Annotated in this window: 19 protein-coding genes and 1 tRNA gene; 14 read left to right on the plus strand and 6 right to left on the minus strand. The window is 38.4% G+C overall.

The window, feature by feature from the left end:
- The first annotated feature begins 30 nt into the window (after window positions 1-30).
- Entirely contained in the window at window positions 31-2,100 is a 2,070-nt protein-coding gene (locus tag SHI21_RS01390) for a hypothetical protein (protein ID WP_323574330.1), read from the plus strand.
- Between the two features lie 63 nt (window positions 2,101-2,163).
- On the opposite strand, the gene SHI21_RS01395 is transcribed toward SHI21_RS01390, so the two are convergent.
- Window positions 2,164-3,639, minus strand: a complete 1,476-nt coding sequence (locus SHI21_RS01395) for a hypothetical protein (protein WP_323574331.1) — start codon at window positions 3,637-3,639, stop codon at window positions 2,164-2,166.
- Between the two features lie 93 nt (window positions 3,640-3,732).
- Here SHI21_RS01395 and SHI21_RS01400 point away from each other — a divergent pair, with 93 nt between their 5' ends.
- The 6 genes from SHI21_RS01400 (at window position 3,733) to SHI21_RS01425 (ending at window position 9,697) form a co-directional block, all read left to right on the plus strand.
- Window positions 3,733-5,667, plus strand: a complete 1,935-nt coding sequence (locus tag SHI21_RS01400; RefSeq protein ID WP_323574332.1) for a transglycosylase domain-containing protein — start codon at window positions 3,733-3,735, stop codon at window positions 5,665-5,667.
- Between the two features lie 48 nt (window positions 5,668-5,715).
- Window positions 5,716-5,790 (plus strand) — tRNA-Gln (locus SHI21_RS01405).
- Window positions 5,791-5,832: 42 nt separating this feature from the next.
- Complete coding sequence (locus SHI21_RS01410; RefSeq protein ID WP_323574333.1) at window positions 5,833-6,777, plus strand: ribose-phosphate diphosphokinase; 945 nt, start codon at window positions 5,833-5,835, stop codon at window positions 6,775-6,777.
- An 11-nt stretch (window positions 6,778-6,788) separates the two neighbouring features.
- Window positions 6,789-7,358, plus strand: coding sequence for an aminoacyl-tRNA hydrolase (pth, locus tag SHI21_RS01415; RefSeq protein WP_323574334.1), 570 nt, complete (start codon window positions 6,789-6,791; stop codon window positions 7,356-7,358).
- Window positions 7,359-7,377: 19 nt separating this feature from the next.
- Window positions 7,378-8,487 (plus strand): redox-regulated ATPase YchF, encoded by a 1,110-nt coding sequence (ychF, locus tag SHI21_RS01420; protein WP_323574335.1) that lies wholly within the window; start codon window positions 7,378-7,380, stop codon window positions 8,485-8,487.
- A 94-nt stretch (window positions 8,488-8,581) separates the two neighbouring features.
- Window positions 8,582-9,697: a lipase/acyltransferase domain-containing protein gene (locus SHI21_RS01425; protein ID WP_323574336.1), complete on the plus strand. Its 1,116-nt coding sequence runs from the start codon at window positions 8,582-8,584 to the stop codon at window positions 9,695-9,697.
- Here SHI21_RS01425 and SHI21_RS01430 read toward each other — a convergent pair whose 3' ends face one another.
- Window positions 9,698-11,782, minus strand: a complete 2,085-nt coding sequence (locus tag SHI21_RS01430) for a lytic transglycosylase domain-containing protein (protein WP_323574337.1) — start codon at window positions 11,780-11,782, stop codon at window positions 9,698-9,700.
- A 30-nt stretch (window positions 11,783-11,812) separates the two neighbouring features.
- Window positions 11,813-12,412: a hypothetical protein gene (locus SHI21_RS01435; protein ID WP_323574338.1), complete on the minus strand. Its 600-nt coding sequence runs from the start codon at window positions 12,410-12,412 to the stop codon at window positions 11,813-11,815.
- A 158-nt stretch (window positions 12,413-12,570) separates the two neighbouring features.
- On the opposite strand from SHI21_RS01435, the gene SHI21_RS01440 reads away from it, so the two are divergent.
- The 7 genes from SHI21_RS01440 (at window position 12,571) to SHI21_RS01470 (ending at window position 17,284) form a co-directional block, all read left to right on the plus strand.
- Complete coding sequence (locus tag SHI21_RS01440; RefSeq protein WP_323574339.1) at window positions 12,571-13,743, plus strand: Mrp/NBP35 family ATP-binding protein; 1,173 nt, start codon at window positions 12,571-12,573, stop codon at window positions 13,741-13,743.
- Between the two features lie 20 nt (window positions 13,744-13,763).
- Window positions 13,764-14,303: a hypothetical protein gene (locus tag SHI21_RS01445; protein ID WP_323574340.1), complete on the plus strand. Its 540-nt coding sequence runs from the start codon at window positions 13,764-13,766 to the stop codon at window positions 14,301-14,303.
- 50 nt (window positions 14,304-14,353) lie between these two features.
- The gene (locus tag SHI21_RS01450) at window positions 14,354-14,545 is read left to right on the plus strand and encodes a hypothetical protein (protein WP_323574341.1); all 192 of its coding nucleotides are present in this window, start codon (window positions 14,354-14,356) and stop codon (window positions 14,543-14,545) included.
- 196 nt (window positions 14,546-14,741) lie between these two features.
- Entirely contained in the window at window positions 14,742-15,779 is a 1,038-nt protein-coding gene (locus tag SHI21_RS01455) for a hypothetical protein (protein ID WP_323574342.1), read from the plus strand.
- 85 nt (window positions 15,780-15,864) lie between these two features.
- On the plus strand, window positions 15,865-16,197 hold the full coding sequence (locus SHI21_RS01460) for a tRNA-binding protein (RefSeq protein WP_323574343.1): 333 nt from the start codon (window positions 15,865-15,867) through the stop codon (window positions 16,195-16,197).
- 68 nt (window positions 16,198-16,265) lie between these two features.
- Window positions 16,266-16,643, plus strand: coding sequence for a DOPA 4,5-dioxygenase family protein (locus SHI21_RS01465; RefSeq protein WP_323574344.1), 378 nt, complete (start codon window positions 16,266-16,268; stop codon window positions 16,641-16,643).
- Window positions 16,644-16,876: 233 nt separating this feature from the next.
- Window positions 16,877-17,284, plus strand: a complete 408-nt coding sequence (locus SHI21_RS01470) for a CBS domain-containing protein (RefSeq protein WP_323574345.1) — start codon at window positions 16,877-16,879, stop codon at window positions 17,282-17,284.
- A 72-nt stretch (window positions 17,285-17,356) separates the two neighbouring features.
- Here SHI21_RS01470 and SHI21_RS01475 read toward each other — a convergent pair whose 3' ends face one another.
- Genes SHI21_RS01475 through SHI21_RS01485 form a run of 3 tightly spaced genes read right to left on the minus strand, consistent with a single transcriptional unit; the run spans window position 17,357 to window position 20,274 of the window.
- Window positions 17,357-18,319: an electron transfer flavoprotein subunit alpha/FixB family protein gene (locus SHI21_RS01475; protein WP_323574346.1), complete on the minus strand. Its 963-nt coding sequence runs from the start codon at window positions 18,317-18,319 to the stop codon at window positions 17,357-17,359.
- A gap of 20 nt (window positions 18,320-18,339) precedes the next feature.
- A complete protein-coding gene (locus tag SHI21_RS01480) occupies window positions 18,340-19,128 on the minus strand; it encodes an electron transfer flavoprotein subunit beta/FixA family protein (protein WP_323574347.1) in 789 nt (262 codons plus the stop codon).
- A gap of 3 nt (window positions 19,129-19,131) precedes the next feature.
- Window positions 19,132-20,274, minus strand: a complete 1,143-nt coding sequence (locus SHI21_RS01485) for an acyl-CoA dehydrogenase family protein (protein WP_323574348.1) — start codon at window positions 20,272-20,274, stop codon at window positions 19,132-19,134.
- Window positions 20,275-20,311: the final 37 nt, after the last annotated feature.

A 20,311-nucleotide genomic window follows, 5' to 3' on the forward strand; every position in this document is an offset into this window, starting at 1 on the left:
AATAGGCCCACGTCCTTAAAGGAATTATTTATGAAATTGAATAAAAAAATGATGGCAATTAACGTCCTTGCGACACTTCTCATGACAGATGTGGCAATGGCCAGAATTTCTGGGGAAAGAAAGCCGTCGACACCAGGAGAGAGTTCCTCTAGTGGTGGAAGAAGTCAGTCACAACCTTCAAAGGTAAAAGTCACTGTAGCTTCTAAAGACAATTTTCAAGTTGTGAAAACAGCGGACATGGTAAATTGTACGATGGATATGGATCAGGAAAAATATTTTCCACTAGATCTATTCACCCAGCTTTCACGAGATGAAGGAGCAGGTGTTGATATTCAATTAAGAGCAGGAAATAAAGTTGTGGTGAAAATTCCACCAACGATTAATGTCTGCGGTCAGTTCACACCGGAACTTAGACAAGATAATGATACAAAAAACGTAACCGTTTTAATTAAATTAATTGGAACGAAAAAAGAAACCATCGAAGTAAACGGTGTAAAAACTGTTGTTGAAACAAAAGATGCTCTTCTTACGCATAAAGATCTTGAAGACTGTTTAGTCGAAAAGAATATTATCGTTGATGGTAAAATTGATTACGATAAAGTTCCAGGTAAAGGTTATTCAGAAAGTATTTCAACTTTCGACTATGACTTTGATAAAAAGAAAGATGTAAAAAATACTGTGACTGTATCATATGGTTATCCAAAATCTTATGACTCAGATGAGGGATATAAAGCATTGTTTGGTTTCGAAGACAGGACACCAAATGTTCCTGGTGAAAGCTGTATGCGTACTGAAAAAATCGCAGACAATTCAGTTTATATTAATGAAGGTAGAGATGTTCTGATTGAAAGAATCAACGCTGCTTGTATGAGTGAAGACGCTCAGAAAATTGCAGACGCGAAAAGATCAATGGGGAATGCGGATGCTCTAAAAGACATCGCAGAAAAAATTAAATCTGAAATGGATGCGGCTTATTTAGTAGCTGTAAAAAAAGACGTTCTCGCAATCAGCAATAAGATGTCTAAGATTGAAGATAATTTAAATAAAAACAAAGACTCAATGGACGAAGCTAAAGCTAAAAAATTGATGGCAGAATATGCATCTTTAGCTAAAGACTTAGACCGTGACTTTTTAAATCCGGCCATCAAGCGTTTAGACAATCTAATGCTAAAAAGAGCTGCTCTTGATGATGATGAATCACCAGCTGCAAGAGACCTGGATGCTGAAATTAAAAAAATCAATGAAGACGTTTCTCAGTTCTCAAAAAGAAACCCAACTTCATTTGCGAGTGTTTACTCTGTAATGGAAAAATACGCGCTTAATGATTCAGCTAAAACTATTGAAGATATTCGTTTGAAGTCTTACCTATATGGAAAAGTTTACGCTGGTCCAACTGATGACAGACGTGGAAAACCACTATCTTTCGAATCAGCTAACCAACAACAAGTTCAAAAGCTTTCAAGCTTTGAAAAAACTCTGAATGTTTGGTCTGATGTGTACTTAGTTGGAAAAGGAAATATGCTTCCAATCCAAAGAACAGAAAGAGAGCGCCAAGGTGCAATTGATCGTATGAACTCTCGTTACGCAGCTTTTGAGAAAAAAGAATTATCTGATTACAACAATTACTGTTCAGTTGGTATGCTTGGATCAGTAAAGAACCCGGTTAAGTGTAAAGAGTTCGTAGGTGGACGTGATAAGCGTATGCAAAATGAACTTAAGAAACGTGAAAAAGATCTTCTTTATGTAAGAAGCAAAAATGACATGTTAACAAAAATGGGAACTAGTTATAACGACTACCAAAGAAACGTAGCTTCGAAAGAAGCAGCTGAAGCTGAAATGTATGACCCAACTGGATCAACATATACAAACTACGATGATAACTTTGCTGACAGATTCCCTGGGTACTATGGACCAAGTTCAACGACAGCATACGATCCTAACATGTACAACATGGGTGGTGTAAGTGGATCAATGAATATGGGGCAACCTCAGATGATGATGGCACAACAACAGCAGTATGGTGGACAACAAGGTTACCAATACCAAATGCAACAACCTCAAGGTGGTGGTCAGCAGATGGGTGCTTGGCCGTCGCTTTAATGAAAAATTTTAAAAATTAGATAAAAAAAAGGCCCTCTTTCGAGGGCCTTTTTTATTTTAGAATTAGAAAGTTACTGATGTGTTTACTTGAAGAAGAAGAGAGCTTTTCGCTTCGTTCTTAACGTTTGCATCGTTAGTGTAGCTGAAATAATCACCAGTGATTAAATATCCAAGACCAGCACCGATTGAGATTTCATTATTCCACTTGTAAGTAGCGTTCATGTCGATCTCTGTTCCAAGGTCGTCTGCTTGAGTTGTTGCAGCAGTAAAGATTTTATTTTTTGTGTGGTTGTAAGCTGACTTTCCAGCTTCTGCCACTTCAAGAGCTTTTGCATAGATGATAGCTGTATCAAAAACCCATTTCTCTGTGCTGTAGCTTGATCTAAGTTTTAAGTACATTGAGTTTGTGATGTATGAATCATAAACGCTTCCATTAACTCCATTATTATTACCCTTAGTACCAATTGCACCGATGTTGTAACGGTAAAGAAGATTAGCAACTTGGTAGTTTGGATTTAAATAAAGAGCACCAAACTTAGAAGCACTTCCGTCGTGACCATTAACATGTCCACCATCTAATCCAAGCGTCCAGGAATCATTTGCACGGTAGTTTGTTTGAGCAAGAATAGCTTTTGTAGAATAGCTAACTACAGGTCCACCAGTAATTGTTCTTCCAAGGTCACCAGACATTAAAGGAACTTCAACAGCGATATCGAATTTATCCCAAGTTTTTTTCAGGAAAATATCTGTAATTTTAACATCTGTTGCGCCAACAGGTTGAGCCGTTGGAGTTTGGATTGTAGAAGTGATTGTTGTATTTGAACCATTGCTTGATTTTACACCGTACATGATACCGAATGCGATATCTCTTTCAGCGTTATCATAAAGAAGTCCAACCCCGTATTCTTTTACATCTGTCGCAGTTGTTAAACCAGTGTTAGCAACTTTTGACCAGAATGGGTGAACGTGAAAGTTCCCAACTTTTAACTTCATCGTGATCCCGTCACGAGAAGAAGCATGGCGATCCCAAGTGTTTGAACCATCGTTATAGATTGCTCCAAGACCCCATTGGTATGTGTGGCGACCAATCATATAAGTTGCTGTATCAGAATATAATTCTAGATAAGCTTTTTTGATGTTTACAGTGCTGCCTTTTGCTTGATTGTGGTAATAAACAGGAATATTGTTCGTACCGTTAGCGTCAGTCTGTGATGAATCCCCAAGCATTCCGCCACTAGCATAATCAGTCGTTAATTCTGCTTTGAAAGTCGCAGCGTCATTGATGATCATAGTTGGAGCAAGTTTGAAAACATAACTTAGCCAGTTAGCAGAACCTTTTCCACCATTATCAAGGCCAACTTCTTGTGATCCGTCGTTAGTTGATGTTTGATCAGTAGTTGCTTTAACTCGGCGATATCCGCTGATAAGAGTTGAGTCAACACCGAAAGCTCCATGCCAATCAATTGGAAGAGCGAATGATGTAGCAGGAACAACTGCCAAAAGCGCGATGGCCATTAATCTGTTCAGAGACATAGTCATGAAATACTCCAAAAAAAGAAGTCAATTAACATTGGAAAGTTTTATCAAAATACTATATGAAATGGTAGTAGTTAAGTCAAAACGAGAAACACAATGAAGCAATGGGCAATTCGCATATTAATCGCGCTACTGATTTTAATCGTATTAGCGGCAGGCGCAGTATTCATTTTTGTCAAAACGACATTAAATGAAACTTCGATTGCACTTTTAGAAGAAAAAATTTCTAAAACTTACGATCCTTACACCACTCCAAGTGAACCAATCACACTGGAAGAGGGATCTCTTGTAAAACGTGAAGAATTACAACGCTTCTATTTATTTACTGCAGAAAAAAATAGCTTTGAAGACTTCATGGCAAGATACCGTGAAACAGGTGCGATTACTGAATTAAAAGAAATCCCTGGCGTCTTACAAGTTAATCAGAACATTCATTTTAAAAACTTAATGTCCAATGACTGTGTTGAGCTTTATTGCTACCAACACTACCTGCCTTTCGAATACATTCCTTCAATTTTCTGGAAAGGATTAATTGGCGTTGAAGACCAAAGATACCTGGATCATTTTGGTGTCGATTTAAAATCTCTTTTTAGAGCACTAATCACAAACTTAAAGACGATGAGATACACTCAAGGTGGATCAACAATCTCTCAGCAGTTAGTTAAAAATTTGTTTTTTACCAATGAAAAAACATTCACACGTAAATTAAAAGAAATGGTGGTTTCAATTTACATTGAAACGCAATTTCCTAAAGAAAAAATTCTGGAAGCTTATTTAAACGAAGTTCACTGGGGAGCACTTCAGGGAATTAAAATGAAAGGTGTCCTTTCTGCTTCACTTTTTTACTTCGGTAAAAAGCCAGGGGATATCACACCGTATGAAGGCGCAATTTTAATTGGTCTCTTAAAAGGGCCAGGATACTTTCACCCTCTGAAAAAAATTGAACGCCTGCAAGAACGTGCAGGAATTGTTTACAATAAACTTATTCAAGAAAACTTTGTTGCCAATGATCCGTCAGTTGTATGGAAAAAGAAAGATTGGGATAACTGGACAGCAAGACTTACAAAATTAGAATCACAAAGATACCACCAGGCGATCTGGAGAACACTTAACGATCAAGAGCCGACTCTTTCAAATTATGAAAAATTTGTTCTGATTCAAAAAGTGGCCGATGTTAAATCTAAAATCGCAGCAAGGTTTAACGATAAATTCAACACTGTAGATATCTCTGTAAAAGTTATGCTTGGGCCATTAAACGGCAGCTCTTGGTACAGCTATTACAACCGTGTTGAGAGAAACAAAGAAAAAGCACTTCACCAGGAACGCCACCAGGTAGGAAGTACGATTAAACCAATTATCTATAGTGTGTTCGAAGACCTTGGTCGCAGCATGAGTGATTATGTATCGACTGATGCCATCACATTAAATTTAAAATCTGGTCCGTGGACTCCAAGAGAGTCTCATAGCAAAGTTGAGCCTCAAGTTTCTTTGACTGAAGCTTTGATGAAATCATACAACCGTCCGGTGATCAGAATTGCCAGTGAATTAGGTTTTCCAGCTGTGGAAGAACGCCTGAAACCATACTTTCCAGAGTTAAAAACTCCATTGGATCAATACCCATCAGAGCTTTTAGGAAGTATGGAACTGAGTATGAGTGAGCTTCGTGATGCCTACGTAAGCTTTATTAGAACAGAGTGCGGCAAAATAAAAAACAGTGAACGTTTCATGGATCAGTCCGTTTTATCGATCCTGAGCGATCCAAATCAGACGACAGTTGAGCGTGCGGTTGACGTTGTAATGCAGAAGCTTCGCTTCTTCGGGAAAACGGGAACGACAAATAATGGTTATGATAACTGGTATGTGGCCTTTGACGGGAAGAACATTACGTTAATTTGGGTTGGATATGAAGGTGAGCGTAAAACAAAATCTTTAGGATTATACGGTGCGACCACTTCATTTGATGTTTTCCAGAGTTATTACCGAGACAGAGGGCGTCGTTTCCAACAATTCAGCTGTGATCTAGTTAACTAGCTCTTGCAAAAAAGCACTGTTTTGATTATATTAAGTTCACAAATGTATTGGGGTGTCGACAAGTGGTAAGTCTGCAGATTTTGATTCTGCCATGCCAAGGTTCGAATCCTTGCACCCCAACCATTTTGTAATCAACGAAGTACATTTATTTTAAGAGAGGATCTTGTGAAACGAATCGTATTAGTTTCTGGTTCTTCAAATCCATCACTCGCTAACCAAATATCAGATTTTTTAGATGTGCCGCTTGTTAATCCCCAATTAGTTCGTTTTGCTAATGGAGAGATTTTCTGCGAAATCGAAAAGCACGTTCGCGGAGCTGACGTCTTCGTCATTCAATCGACAAGTGCACCGGTTAACGACAATTTGATGGAACTCTTAATTATGATCGACGCTCTAAAAAGAGCATCGGCCGCTTCAATCACAGCAGTTATTCCATTCTACGGATACGCAAGACAAGATAGAAAAGCTTCCCCTAGGACTCCAATCTCAGCAAAACTAGTAGCTGATATCGTGACAGTGGCCGGAGCAACAAGAGTTGTGACTATGGACCTTCACGCTGGTCAGATCCAGGGATTTTTCAATATTCCTTTCGATAATATTTTTGCTTCGCCTGTGCTTCTTCAGTACATCAAAAAAGAAATCTTCACGGATAATTCAGTGTTCATTTCTCCAGATGCTGGTGGAGTTGAGCGCGTTCGTTTTTATGCTAAAAAATTAAATTCTGAAATCGCCATGATCGATAAACGCCGTACAGGTAAAAACATTGCGGAAGCAATGAACGTTATCGGTAACGTTGAAGGCAAAGAATGTATCATCATCGACGATATGATCGATACGGCCGGGACTTTGATTGAGGCCTGTAAAGCGCTTAAGAAAAATGGTGCGACTAAGATTTATGCTTGTGCAACTCACGCAGTATTCTCTGATCCAGCGATTAAGAGAATTACAGAGTGTGCAGAGCTTGATCGTGTCATCGTAACAGATACAATCCAAATGAGTGAAGCTGCAAAAAAATGCGATAAGATCAAAGTTTTATCAACAGCTGAACTTCTAGCAAAAGCAATCCACAGAACATTCAATAACGATTCTGTCAGCTCGCTTTTCATCTAAGGAAAAGGGCCATGGACCGTTTAATTGTAGGACTTGGAAATCCAGGATCAAAATATCATTACACTCGTCACAACATTGGTTGGGATGTGTTCGAAGAACTTAGTTTTGCGGGCCAGTTAAAATGGACCGACAAATTTAAAGGTCAGTATGCCGTTTATCAAAACGGGGATGAAAAAATCTATTTTCTAAAACCTCAGACATTTATGAACCTTTCAGGCGAAAGTGTTCAACCCTTGATGAACTTCTTCAAAATTCCTGTGGAAAACATTCTGGTCGTCCATGACGAACTCGATCTTCCATACGGGACCATCGCTTTCAAGAAAGGCGGGGGTTTAGCAGGCCATAATGGATTGAAATCTATTACAGCATCGCTTGGAACTCAGGAATTCAGAAGAGTCAGAGTAGGAATCGGCCGCCCGGTACACGGCGATGTTTCCAACTGGGTTCTCTCGGGGTATATAGGAGAAGACAAAGATTTTTTTAGACCTTTTTTAAAGGGTGCAGCACAGGCGCTGGAAGAGTATATCAAACTTGGTTTTGATAAAGCAGCGACCTCATATAGTAAGAAAAAAATTGTTTAATATTTAATAGAGGAATTTTATGGCATTAAATTGTGGAATTGTTGGTCTTCCAAATGTTGGTAAATCAACAATCTTTTCAGCGATCACTTCAGCTCCTGCAGAAGCAGCGAACTACCCATTTTGTACAATTGAACCAAACGTGGGAATCGTAGCAATGCATGACCCTCGTATGAAACAAATCGGGGACATCATCGGACCTGAGAAAATGATCTACACAACTGTTGAGTTCGTAGACATTGCTGGTCTTGTTAAGGGTGCTTCAAAAGGCGAAGGTTTAGGAAACCAATTCCTAGGTCACATCCGCGCTGTAAACGGAATCGTTCACGTTGTTCGTTGTTTCGAAGACGGAGATATCATTCACGTTCACGGAAAAGTTAATCCAAAAGACGATATCGAAACAATCAATCTTGAGTTAGCGTTTGCTGACTTAGAAGTTGTTGAGAAAAAACTTCAAAACATTCCGAAACTTTTAAAGTCTCAAAATAAAGAAATTTTAACTTCAGCAAAAATCCAACTTCCTCTTTTAGAAAAACTAAAAGTTGAACTTGAATCTGGTATTGCTGCAAGAAACTCTTCTCTATCTGACGAAGATAAACTAGCAGTTGAAGATCTTAACCTTATCACTATGAAGAAAGTTATCTATCTTTGTAACGTTGATGAAGAAGGTCTGACTTCAGACAATGATCACGTTAAAGCTGTAAAAGCATACGCTGCTGCTGAAAACTCAGAAGTAATGAAGTGCTGTGGGAAACTTGAATCAGAAATCGCATCTCTTGAAACTCTTGAAGAGAAAAAAGAATTCCTTGAAGCTGCAGGTATCACAGAGTCTGGTCTTGATCAGTTAACTCGTGCTGCTTACAACATGCTTGGACTTAAAACTTATTTCACTGCTGGTGTTAAAGAAGTTCGTGCATGGACTTTCCATGATGGTTACAAAGCTCCTCAGTGTGCAGGTGTTATTCACTCTGATTTCGAAAGAGGATTCATTAAAGCGGAAGTTTTCCACTTTGATGACTTAATCAAATTCGGTTCTGAAGCGAAAGTTAAAGAAGCTGGAAAGTTCAGAGTTGAAGGAAAAGAATACGTAGTGAAGGATGGCGACATCATGCACTTCAGATTTAATGTGTAATTGGTTTTTTAAAACAATAATACTTTTAACAGTGGCCGCCTGTTCAACACGCGGCCCTGATAAAAGTTCAATAAATCTTCCCATCGAATCCCATATGCCCCAAAAAATTCTTCTATTCATTCCTGGTTATTACGGTTCGAAGCTAAAAGAAAAAAGCTCTGGAAAAATCCGTTGGGCAAAAGCTTCTAATTTTTTATTCAGTCAGGTTGGTGTTTCGACACAAATCCCCGGAACAGAGATTGGATCTGATAATGAATTAGTGATTGATGGTGTTTTAAGAAATGTTCTCATTTTTCCCGCTTTGTGGGACGTTGATTCATATGGAAAAACATTAACGTTACTTGACCAGTTCGCCGTTGATAATCAAATGCGCTTAGAAACTGCTGCTTATGATTGGCGAGATGATTTTCATAATAGTGTTCTTACTATTGATCAAAAAATTAAAAGTTTTAACTTAAAACCTGATGATGAGCTCTATGTTGTAAGTCATAGCACTGGTGCTCTTTTAATGGCCTATTACATTCGTTATGGAACTCAGGATGTCGATGATGCTGTTGAGAACTGGGATGGTTTAAAAAAGCTTACAAAAGTGGCCTTAATCGCTCCTCCTCTTCATGGATTAATGATTTTAATGCGAGATATGGAAGATGGAACAAGAGTTGGTATTAATAGATCGCTGCTTTCAGGATTAGAATACTCGACGTTTAAATCTTCTTATTTTTTCCTGCCGCCAAGAGGTGAAGATATCGCTCTTAGTGAATCGAAAGAAAAAGTCTCATTAGATATTCACGATATTAATAAATGGGAAAAAAATCATTGGGGACCGTTTAAATACGCTAAACCTAATGAGGTTGCGACTGTTCGTGCCTTTGTTCAAAAGTACATGTCACGTTCTGAAAAATTCCATGCACTTTTACGTGCGCCTATAAAAATAAATCCACCTAAGAAGCTACCGATGCTTCATATGAGAGGTTTAGGTCATGAGACTAAAGAGTATGCTTCTCTTGCTATGAAAGATGGAATGCTTTCTTATTCGTTTGATAAAGAAGGGCAAGTTGATGGTGATGGGACTGTAACGATTAGATCTGGAGTGCCGCTGGAGTATTTTAAAGCGTTGGACTTTACGACGATCGATTCAGGACTAGGGCATCTAGATATTCTAGCTTTGCCCGAGTCGCAGATCAATATTTGGGATTTTCTTAAAAAATAATTATTTTACAGCACTAGTCACTTTAAACGACTCATCAAGAGGCGTTGTCAGCACCGAACGATTCTGAAGAAGCGAATAGAAAAATCTATTTCTATAAATAAGTTTCACGTAATTTCTCGTCTCTTCAAATGGGATAGACTCAATAGTCGCTAACGGATCATCATTTCTAAAGATCTCTTTTTTCCAACGATCAATTCTATTTTCACCAGCATTATAAGACGCCAGAGTGTAGATCAAGTTACCGTCAAATCTTGTTAATAACTGCTTTAAATATTTCGATCCTAAAGCGACGTTCACTTTCGGGTCATTTAAATGAGTCACTCTGATCTTGCGGTTAAAGCGTTTCGCCGTTGCTGGCATTAACTGCATTAAACCTTTTGCCCCAACTCTTGAAGTGGCCAGTGGGTTAAAAGCAGACTCTTGTCTGATAAGCGAAATCACAATTAAAGGATCGATATTGTCTGTGTTTTTCTCAATTAAACTCATGTATCCCACAGGGAAGATGTATTTAATTAAACGGTAGTTTAAACTCAGTGAGTTTTCTCCAAGAGAATCCTGGAAAACTTTAAACGAGTTAATAAACTTATCCTGAGAGTGGAGTAGGCGAACCAGGTTCAGCACAATAAACTCTTTATTGTCATTAACCGTTATATTCTTGGCCAGTTCTTTATCTTTGAAGACAGATAGTTTATCCATTGATTGAACATGACGGATTTCTAAGGTTGCAAATCTTTCGTGTCCAAGAGCATTCCATACAGCTAAACGTCTAAGAGCATCTTTTAGCTCTTCGCTCGTTACATCCATTTTAAATTCAACAGGAGCATCTTTAGAAATAAGTTTCGCCAGGATATCCTGTTCGCTCATTCCTTTGTTCTGAGTCGCGATCTCTTTAAGTGAGATGATCGAGTAAAAAGAATAAGGAGAAGAGTTAATGATCTTATTAAAGTAAGCCGTCGCTTTTTTGGCTTCACCAGTTTTTAATAAACCGTAAGCAATCCAATACTGAAGTTTTGAATCAAACGATTCAAAGTTCTTTTCCATGTTGAATTTTTCAATAACCGCTTTCATCGACTTATAGTCTTTATTAATTAAATGCGGCCATAGAAGGTAGAAAGTCGCTTCAGAAGCTTCTTCTTTAGGAGCGACAGCACGAGCAAGAGTTAAAATCTCTACAGCATCGTTATCGCGACCTTTATAGTATAGAGCTTTTGCCGCAAGAGTTGTTCCAACCCATGCTTTTCTTTCATCAATAAACTTTTTATTCTTACTATAGAAGTTTAAAGCAGCAATAATCTGAGCTTTTGCTTGAACGTATTCGCCTTTGTCAGTTAAGTCCTGTGAGTCTTTAATCAGGCGAGTGAACTCTTCCTGAAAGAAAGTCCCAGAGTTATTATCCAGGTGAAGATTGTTTTGTAGGAAGTTATTTAACTGAGTACTAACATGCAGATTCACAAGGATTGCAGATGTTGGCTTAGTTTTAAAATCGATATACTTAGCAATTAAAATATCAGAGATTTTTTCGTGTTCACTTTTGTTTGCTTTGAAGTGTTTTAAAACAGCTGAAACGTCAGTTTGATTTTCACCAGTCACATAAAAAGAGGCAGCATCTTTAAGGTAGCTTAAATCTCTTGTTGAAAGATTAATCGTTGGCGAGAATTTCGAAAGATTCTTTAAAAATAAGTAACGGCAGTACTTATCAAGCGTGATGTCCATTCTGTGAGCAAGATTTTCTGTAAACTCGTTAACCTGACGAGGTTGAATCGCACAGTTTGTATAAAAGCTATCCTGATCAGAAATTTTTGAAATAAGCTCAAGACGATTCGTCATCATATCAAGGTGACTGAATGACTGTTTCTTATTTTTGTAGCTCACAAATTTAGCTACAGTAGACTTTTTTAATTCATTTTTAGATAAGTCTGCATATAAAGAAACAAGTTCTTTTCCAATCTCCATATCAAGCGGAGAATAATTAAGCTTGAATGGCACGTCGTCCGCCATTGCGATTGAAGCAAAATTTAAATTTGGATTTGCTAGCGCCGCCGATATGTAGCAAGTAGTAATGGCCGCTAACGTAACTAGCCTCAAAATAAAGACCTCCATGTCGTTTTTCCTGACTTAACTCTTGTTCGTGAATCTCTCTTGGATTTCTGAGAGACGCGAAGAGATTTCATTTAATACGACTCGTTTATCATCCGGAACCACGAGGCTTAAATTATTTATGTATGAATTGACTTCGCTCAAATAGACTAGGTCACTCTTGTAACCATCTTCTATGTATTCAATAGTATCATTTAAGTCGTCAGCTACATCCTGGAAATAATCTCCCTTGCGGAAAAATAGTTTACCAGGACTAAATCCATCTCGTATAGATCGTAGATGTTTCTGCAACTTATAAAGCGGACCAGCAATTCGGTGAGAAAAAAAGATGCATCCAAAAAAGGAAAGGATGGCAAAACCGAAGTGAAGTCCAGTCAGTAAAAGAATCAAGAGGTCGCGTTTTTCACTGTAATACAAAGCAATTTCAGGATTCTTAAGAGCAAAGTTAGCGCTGATTGCACTTAAGAGAACGTAGATCGTAAATGGATAAATAAGCCCTGTGACGAATACTAAAACTGATGCGTAAAAACTCAGTCTGTATTGAAACTTTGGATTAATTAAATATATTTTTCTACTGTAAGACACGAGATCCCCTGAAACGAACAAATGTACTTTCATTTTAGTGTAAATCCGCGTTGTCTCCTAGGAAAATATGAAACACTAGGACAATTGTTGACGAGCGACATCGGCCAATTTTTTAGCAATTTTGAATTCTTTAACATTCGCTACATTTCAGGTATAAAAGCTGTGTTAAATAAAAATTCAAAGGGCCAATTATGAGTAACGAGAACATCTTAAATTCACTCAAAGTTATAGTAAATCCAAACACTGGAAGAACTCTTCAAGAAGAAGGAAGAGTCATCGAAGTAAAAGCTGACCAAAATGAGCTACTATTCAAATACAAGCGTGACGGAATCACTCCTGAACAAAAAAGAGCGATCGAAACGATCATCGTGAATATTGCTCACCCAACGTACCCGGCAGATAAGGTAACTGTACTGACAGTTTCAGAAAACTCTGCGGACGTATTTGCTGGAAAAACTTTCACAAAGCCAGAATCAAAAGCAGCACCAGCGGCCTCTGCTCAAATTAAAACTGGTCACGGTCCTGCCGGACAAAATAAGAAACACGTGGCAGGTGCTAAAAAAGTTATCGCCGTATCTTCATGCAAAGGTGGAGTTGGTAAATCGACAGTGTCGGTTAACTTAGCTTTCGCACTTAAAGCTCAAGGTAAAAAAGTTGGATTACTTGATGCCGATATTTACGGGCCATCAATGCCAATGCTTTTAAATCAAAGAGGCGCAAAACCAGGAGCGACTCCTGAGAAAAAAATTCTTCCAATCGATGCTTATGGAATTCCATTCATTAGTTTCGGATTATTCATCAATGAAAAAGATCCTGTTATCTGGCGTGGTCCAATGCTTGGTGGAGTTTTAAATCAATTCTTATTCGATGTAGCTTGGGAAGGATTAGATTATTTAATTATCGATCTTCCTCCTGGAACAGGTGACATGCAATTATCAATGATTCAGGCAACTGACATTGATGGAGCGATCGTTGTTTCAACTCCACAAGACGTAGCAGTTATGGACTCAATTAAAGGGATGAGCATGTTCACTCAAGTGAAAGTGCCTATTTTAGGAATGGTTGAGAACATGAGTTACTTCGTTCCAGAAGATAACTTGTCTAAAAAATATTATATTTTTGGAGAAGGCGGAGTGAAGAGAGCTGCAAAAGAATTCAATGTAAATCTTTTAGCAGAAATTCCTTTAGAGATCGCTTTAAGAGAAGGATCTGATAAGGGAACACCATACATGAATGAAAAGAAACATGAAGGCCGTCCGGTTTGGAATGCTTACATGAATCTAGCAAAGAATATCGATCAGTGTTTCAATACACCGGCCGAAGAAGGACAACCGAAAGGATTTTTTAAAAGACTTTTTTCGTAGTAAGAGCATAAGATAGATACATGACAAACTTGATTGAAGTTTTAAAAGAACAGGCCTCATTTGGATTTACCGGAAAGGTGAATGTTCTCTCTAAAGAGAACGGCCAGTTCTTAGGTGTTATCTATCAACAAGAAGGAATGATTGTCGGAGCTCAGTTAAAAGAGTTGAAAGGCAAGAAGGCCTTATTGAAAATGATCTTTGATGATGTTGAATCGAATGAGTTATTCAAGTTCATCGTTGAACCTGAAGTTCTTTCACCAGAAAATATCACTTTAAAAATTACCTTCGAAGAAGTTAGGAAAGAGGCCCAAGGCCACTTCCAGGAATACCTAAGTGCGAAGAAGCTTCGCCCGGCACCACATTTAAAACTGGTCATTGACCCGGAAATTATTGTGTCGATTGAGAGCATCACTCCTCAGGAATTCGATGTATTATCGGTCATTACTGAGTGGTGCAATGTTAGTGACATCTATAAATACAGTAAGTTAATGGATTTTGAAGTCACACATGCCTTGGTCTCTTTACGCAAAAAAAGAGCAATAAAGGTATTCCAAAATTAAGAATTACCCAATAGAATTTCCTAACTTTATAAAGTTACATTGGAGAGACCATGAAAAGCCAAACACACAATCAAGGTGAATTAAAAGACCTGAACATTAAAGTAGAGAAAGACGTAGTTGAAGCATTCGAAAGAATGACGAAGACTTCAGGACTTCCTCTAGCAGACCTAGTGGTTATCGCTATGAAGAGATACCGCTCATCTCACTCAGATTGGGATGTTAAGCCTAAGAAAGAACAATAAGACCAAACTTTTTACACCTGGCCGTGGTATGTAAATATTATAGCCAGTGTGTTTAAATCCTAGCCACCCGCCTATCTAAAATCTAAACAAATCTACCTAAATTCATACCCTTACACTCAGAAATACCCGACTTTTCCACTTTGAAACATGGCATTATCGTTGCACTTTAAAGCTTAAACAAAGAAGGGGAACGGTTATGAAAGTTTTAACATCTAAGAAGGCCATCATCGTAGCACTAAGCTTAGGCTCAGTAGTACTAGCTGGAACAATTAAAGATATTAACTCACGCACCGTAAGTAGGTCACATGCCGAACAGGTAGAGATGGCGCCTATAGAAAGGAACCTTGCTTCTGAAGCACAGACGGCCAGTCAACGAATAGCGGTTATGAAAGTTGAAATGAATGAAGCTTTCAAGATCGACGGTGAATGGGAAGTTACACGAATTGTGGGTGCTGACGAAACTGTTACATATGATAAAATCAATAATCCTGAAGACGCTCATAAGAAGATTATCGTACCGATGAAACTTGTTAGAACTTCAGAAGTTATGGTGAACAACGACCGAGGTCTTGTTTATAAAATCTCTCTTCTATCTAACTTTGGAACTATCGCGATCTATAAAACGATTAACGGTGGCCAGGAAATTTTAGAAGCCAAGAGAATTAAAAAAGTTAAAGAAGAAGGTGCTGCAACATCTGAAGAAGTTGAGCTGGTTCTTGAGCGAGCTCTCAACCAATCTAAATCGACAAAGATTTTAACTGGTTCAGAAGTTTCAGGGGAAATGACTTTAACGAAAGGATCAATTGAAGGATTAACTGTTTCACTTACAAATACAAATGGTGAAGTTCAGAGTATCGACATCGCAAGCGCTCAACTTATGGATGGTGGATCGTTTAAAGCAGACGTAGGTGATGAAGAAGTCGCTGGGGTTGTGTTTAATAACGGGAAAGATGGTTACAGACTAAGTTTCGTAACTGGACCATTGGCCGGAGCAATGCTTAACTTCGTAACAAAAGAAGCATTAAGTGAAATGGAAAATAAAACGAAAGAAGCGAATGATGACTATATCGCTCAAGATGAATCAAGTGTGGAATCGATGCAACAGCAAGAAGGTGTTCAGGACGCGATCGCTGAAAGAAGAGAAGTAGCATCAGATGAAAACTATGAGCCAGTAAGAATCTTAAGTGCCGATGAAATTAAAGAGACTGCTGAAACTCAAGGATTTGCTTTCTAAATAAAATCGAAAAAGAAATTAATGGGAAATAAAAAACCTCGCGAATGCGAGGTTTTTGCGTTTAAATTATTCCAATGAGGTGAATATGATTTCATGGGAAGATTTTGAAAAAGTCGATATTCGTTTGGGCACTATTATAAAAGCGGAAGAGTTTCCTGAAGCAAAAAGGCCTGCTTATAAAGTGTGGGTTGATTTAGGTACCGATCTTGGAGTAAAAAAATCGAGCGCGCAAATTACTACTGTCTACAAGCTTGAAGAACTAATAGGGAAGAGAGTGCTTGCTGTCGTAAATTTCCCTCCAAGACAAGTTGGAAAATTTATGTCGGAAATTTTAGTGACAGGGTTTTATCGCAAAGAAGGTGAAGTTGTTTTGGCCACAGTTGATCAGGATGCACCTAATGGATCACGACTTTTGTAAAAAATTATTCAGGTCACAAAATTAAATATCAGTTAGTTCTTTTCAATTTTTTATGGTTTATTAGCTCCATGAATGAAACAACCTTTAAAGTAAATTCCAAGTTACTACCTGTCGATTTTCCACGTGAATTCGATGCTCACATTTATTTCGCAAGCGAAGAGCTAAACGCCGCGACTCTTTTAAGAGATAAAATGAAAAGTCATTTTAAGGACGTGGTCTTTTTTGTGGGTGATATGATCACTGTACCTATAGGACCACATCCAATGCCGATGTTTGAAGCGAATTTTCCGCAAGAGTGTTTTACTGAAGTTGTATTGTGGTTAATGAGAGAAAGAGAGAATTTCTCTGTGTTGGTTCACCCGTTAACTGGTGATGATCTATATGATCATACTCAAGGCGCCATGTGGTTGGGTAATTCGGTTGAACTTAAGTACGATGTTTTTTAGGGACGTGGAGACCTAACGAGCTATAACCGTTAAACAACAATTTACTGAAGGTGTAAGACATTCCAATTATTCAACAAAGCCTCCCAAGTATTATGCAAAACTGATAACTCTCATCTTTTAACCTTTTCTGAATCACATCTGCGCCATTAAAAACTGATTATTATAGACTAGATTTCAAAAACTATATTTCACATTCTTATTTGTGTTTTAAACAAGCTTTAAGGGAGAAAATTATGACTAAACCAATTCCTCAGATTAATAAATTTATGACGACATCGCCTCATACAATTGGATCTGACCAAACGCTTGAACAAGCAAAAAAAATTATGCACGAGTTTTCAATTCGTCACTTACCTGTATTAAATGCAGGTAAGATAGTTGGTATTATTTCTGAAAAAGATATAAATTTCTTAAGTTCTTTTAAAGAGATTGATCTACAAAAAGAAAAAGTTGAACAAGCAATGACATTAGATCCATTTATGGTTAATGCTGACACGCTGTTGGATGGGATTTGTATGGAAATGGCAGAAAAAAAGATAGGCAGCGTTCTGGTCAAAGACAATAACAAATTAGTTGGAATTTTCACTTGGATCGATGCACTTAGAGCTATGAATGAATTATTTCAAACACGTTTAAAATAAAAAAATGAATTTCTCTAAAAAAAAAAGGCCACATCATTGATGTGGCCTTTTTTTATCGATTTCATTTTAGGATTACTTACCTAGTAATGCTTTAAACTCTTGAGTCATGATCGGAACGATCGTGAATAAATCACCAACGATACCGTAGTCAGCTTTTGTGAAGATCGGAGCATCTGGATCAGTGTTGATCGCAACGATAACTTTCGACGTTCTCATACCAGCTAAATGTTGAATAGCTCCTGAAATACCACAAGCAATATAAAGAGAAGGAGCAACTGTTTTACCAGTCTGACCAACTTGCATTGCGTGTGGAGCAAATCCTGAATCTACTGCAGCTCTTGAAGCACCAACTGTTGCTCCAATAACTTCTGCCATTTCATCAAGGATTTTGAAGTTAGCTGAATCTTTCATCGCGCGACCACCAGAGATGATGATGTTTGCTTCAGTTAAATCTAGCTTTTCAGATGCACCTTTAACGATGTCTTTAATCATTGCTCTGATTGCTCCAGCGTCTACAGCATCTTCTTTCGCAGAAGCGGCAGCAGCAGTTGGGTTAGCGTTCATACCAAGAGCGTTTGGTCTAACAGTTACGAAGTGAGGCTTCGGTCCTGTTAACTCAACTTTCGCGAAACACTTTCCAGCAAATAGTGGACGAGTTCCAGCGAATTTATCACCTTCCATAATGAAGTTTGTCACTTCTGATGCCATACCAGCATCAAACATTGTAGCTACACGTGGAAGTAAATCTTTACCAACTGAAGTTGCTCCAGCGAATACGTAATCGTATGCGCCTGCAGAGATGAAACCTTTAAGAGCGTTTGCGTATCCTTCTGGAGAATACTTTTCTAAGTTAGCACCCTTTAAAGAGTGAACGTTAGCAGCTCCGAATTTTGCAAGGTCTGCGATAGCTTCTGAAGGGATTGTTCCGATCGCTGCTACATCAACAGTATGTCCTGCTAATTTTCCTAAAATTTCTAATGTCACACCTTTAACGTGTGATCCGTGAAGTTCTGTGAATACTAATATTTTCGCCATAAAATCCTCTTAAAATTTAATTAAATAACTTTTGCTTCAGTTCTTAATAGTCCAACTACTTCTTTAACTACAGCAGCTTGTTTAGCAGCGTCTGTTGCATCGAATTTCTTTCCAGCTGGTTTCTCAGGAGGAAGAGAGAAGTTAGAGTATTTAACTCTCTTATCTGCATCACTAACACCAACGTCAGCAAGAGATAAAACAGTTAAAGGCTTTTTCTTAGCTTTCATGATCCCTGGAAGAGAAGCGTATCTTGGAGTGTTGATCCCTTTGTTACAAGCGATCATCGCTGGAAGTTTTACACCGTAAACTTCAAGTGCTCCACCTTCAATTTCGCGTTTTACTGTTACTTCAGAAGCATTACCTTCGTAACCAACAACAACTGAAACAGAAGGAACGTTTAACATTGTCGCAAGAATTTGTGGAACTTGAAGACAGTCATCGTCGATTGCTTGTTTACCAGTAAGTAGTAGGTCTGGAGTTTTTCCAGATTTTTCGATCGCACCTTTTAGAGCTTTAGCGATCATATAAGAATCTAAGTTATCAGCTGCTTCAACAAGGAAAGCTTCGTCAGCTCCCATTGCCATTGCTGTTCTTAGTGCTTCTGTGTCTTTTGTAGATCCAACTCTTAGAACAGTTACAACTGATCCAGCGTTAGCAGCTTGAACAACAAGAGCTTGCTCAACAGCGTATTCATCATATGGATTCATGATCCACTTGATTGAGTTTGTTTCAATGAATGATCCATCCGCAGTTGGGATGATCTTTGTTTCAGTATCCGGTACTTGTTTTACGCAAACGAAAATATTCATATGTTAGCTCCTTGAAAATATTTCTTTAGCAATAACTAAACGTTGTATTTGAGATGTCCCTTCGTATAACTGGATAAGCTTAGCGTCTCTCATGATTTTTTCAACCGGGTACTCTTTGCTGTAACCGTAACCGCCAAAAACTTGTACTGCATCTGTAGCAATTTGCATACACGAATCAGCTGCGAAAGCTTTCGAGTACGAAGCTAGCTGAGTGTTAGGTTGTCCGTTATCTAGAAGCCATGCGGCCTTGTGAACTAATAATCTTGATGCTTCGATTTTCATCGCCATATCAGCAATCATAAATTGAATTGCTTGATGGTGAGAAATAGGAACATTGAATTGCACGCGCTCTTTAGCGTACTTTACTGCGTGGTCATAGGCACATTGAGCTCCACCAACAGCGCTTGAAGCAACCATCGGGCGAGAGTGATCAAGTGTCTTCATGGCAATCTTCCAGCCTTGATTCAATCCACCTAAGATATTTTTTTTGGGAATGCGAACGTTATTGAAAGTCATAGCACGAGTGTCCGAACAACGGTGACCCATTTTATCTTCTTTCTTTCCGATCTCAATTCCAGGAGTTCCTTTTTCGATAACAACGGCCGTGATCCCTTTATGCTTTAGAGCAGGGTCAGTTGTTCCGTATAAAACGAATAGATCAGCGTAACCAGCGTTGGTGATCCACATTTTGTTACCGTTAATAATAACGTCGTCACCATCTTCTTTAATCGTCGTCTTCAATCCACCAGCATCTGATCCATTTCCAGGTTCAGTTAAGCAGAAAGCGGCGATCTTATAACTCTCCGTGAACGGAGTTAAAAATCTTTTTTTCTGTTCATCATTTCCACCAATAACAATCGGAAGAAGGGCCAGGTCATTGGCCATGATCGCTGTATTCATTCCCATACAACCGTAAGCCAGTGCTTCAGTGATGATCATTGAATCAATTGCTGTGAATCCATTTCCACCGTATTCTGTTGGAATACATGTGTTGATGAGTCCTAGCTCCCATGCCTTTGTTAGAATTTCCATTGGCATTTCTGCTTTTTCATCAAACTCTTGAGCTTTAGGCATCATCTCGTTGCGAGCGAATTTCATAGCGAGATCTTTGATCTCGATTTGATCGGGCGTTAGGCTAAAATCCATAGAATTTTCCTTTGTGATCTTTGAAGAAATTTGATCA

This window comes from Bacteriovorax sp. PP10 (assembly GCF_035013165.1).
GTDB classification, from domain to species: Bacteria; Bdellovibrionota; Bacteriovoracia; order Bacteriovoracales; family Bacteriovoracaceae; genus Bacteriovorax; species Bacteriovorax antarcticus.

Coding starts and splice junctions, on each gene's coding strand:
- SHI21_RS01390 (WP_323574330.1), top strand. CDS start 31: ATGAAATTGAATAAAAAAATGATGGCAATTAACGTCCTTGCGACACTT.
- SHI21_RS01395 (WP_323574331.1), bottom strand. CDS start 3,639: ATGACTATGTCTCTGAACAGATTAATGGCCATCGCGCTTTTGGCAGTT.
- SHI21_RS01400 (WP_323574332.1), top strand. CDS start 3,733: ATGAAGCAATGGGCAATTCGCATATTAATCGCGCTACTGATTTTAATC.
- pth (WP_323574334.1), top strand. CDS start 6,789: ATGGACCGTTTAATTGTAGGACTTGGAAATCCAGGATCAAAATATCAT.
- ychF (WP_323574335.1), top strand. CDS start 7,378: ATGGCATTAAATTGTGGAATTGTTGGTCTTCCAAATGTTGGTAAATCA.
- SHI21_RS01425 (WP_323574336.1), top strand. CDS start 8,582: ATGCCCCAAAAAATTCTTCTATTCATTCCTGGTTATTACGGTTCGAAG.
- SHI21_RS01435 (WP_323574338.1), bottom strand. CDS start 12,412: ATGAAAGTACATTTGTTCGTTTCAGGGGATCTCGTGTCTTACAGTAGA.
- SHI21_RS01440 (WP_323574339.1), top strand. CDS start 12,571: ATGAGTAACGAGAACATCTTAAATTCACTCAAAGTTATAGTAAATCCA.
- SHI21_RS01445 (WP_323574340.1), top strand. CDS start 13,764: ATGACAAACTTGATTGAAGTTTTAAAAGAACAGGCCTCATTTGGATTT.
- SHI21_RS01450 (WP_323574341.1), top strand. CDS start 14,354: ATGAAAAGCCAAACACACAATCAAGGTGAATTAAAAGACCTGAACATT.
- SHI21_RS01455 (WP_323574342.1), top strand. CDS start 14,742: ATGAAAGTTTTAACATCTAAGAAGGCCATCATCGTAGCACTAAGCTTA.
- SHI21_RS01460 (WP_323574343.1), top strand. CDS start 15,865: ATGATTTCATGGGAAGATTTTGAAAAAGTCGATATTCGTTTGGGCACT.
- SHI21_RS01465 (WP_323574344.1), top strand. CDS start 16,266: ATGAATGAAACAACCTTTAAAGTAAATTCCAAGTTACTACCTGTCGAT.
- SHI21_RS01470 (WP_323574345.1), top strand. CDS start 16,877: ATGACTAAACCAATTCCTCAGATTAATAAATTTATGACGACATCGCCT.
- SHI21_RS01475 (WP_323574346.1), bottom strand. CDS start 18,319: ATGGCGAAAATATTAGTATTCACAGAACTTCACGGATCACACGTTAAA.
- SHI21_RS01480 (WP_323574347.1), bottom strand. CDS start 19,128: ATGAATATTTTCGTTTGCGTAAAACAAGTACCGGATACTGAAACAAAG.
- SHI21_RS01485 (WP_323574348.1), bottom strand. CDS start 20,274: ATGGATTTTAGCCTAACGCCCGATCAAATCGAGATCAAAGATCTCGCT.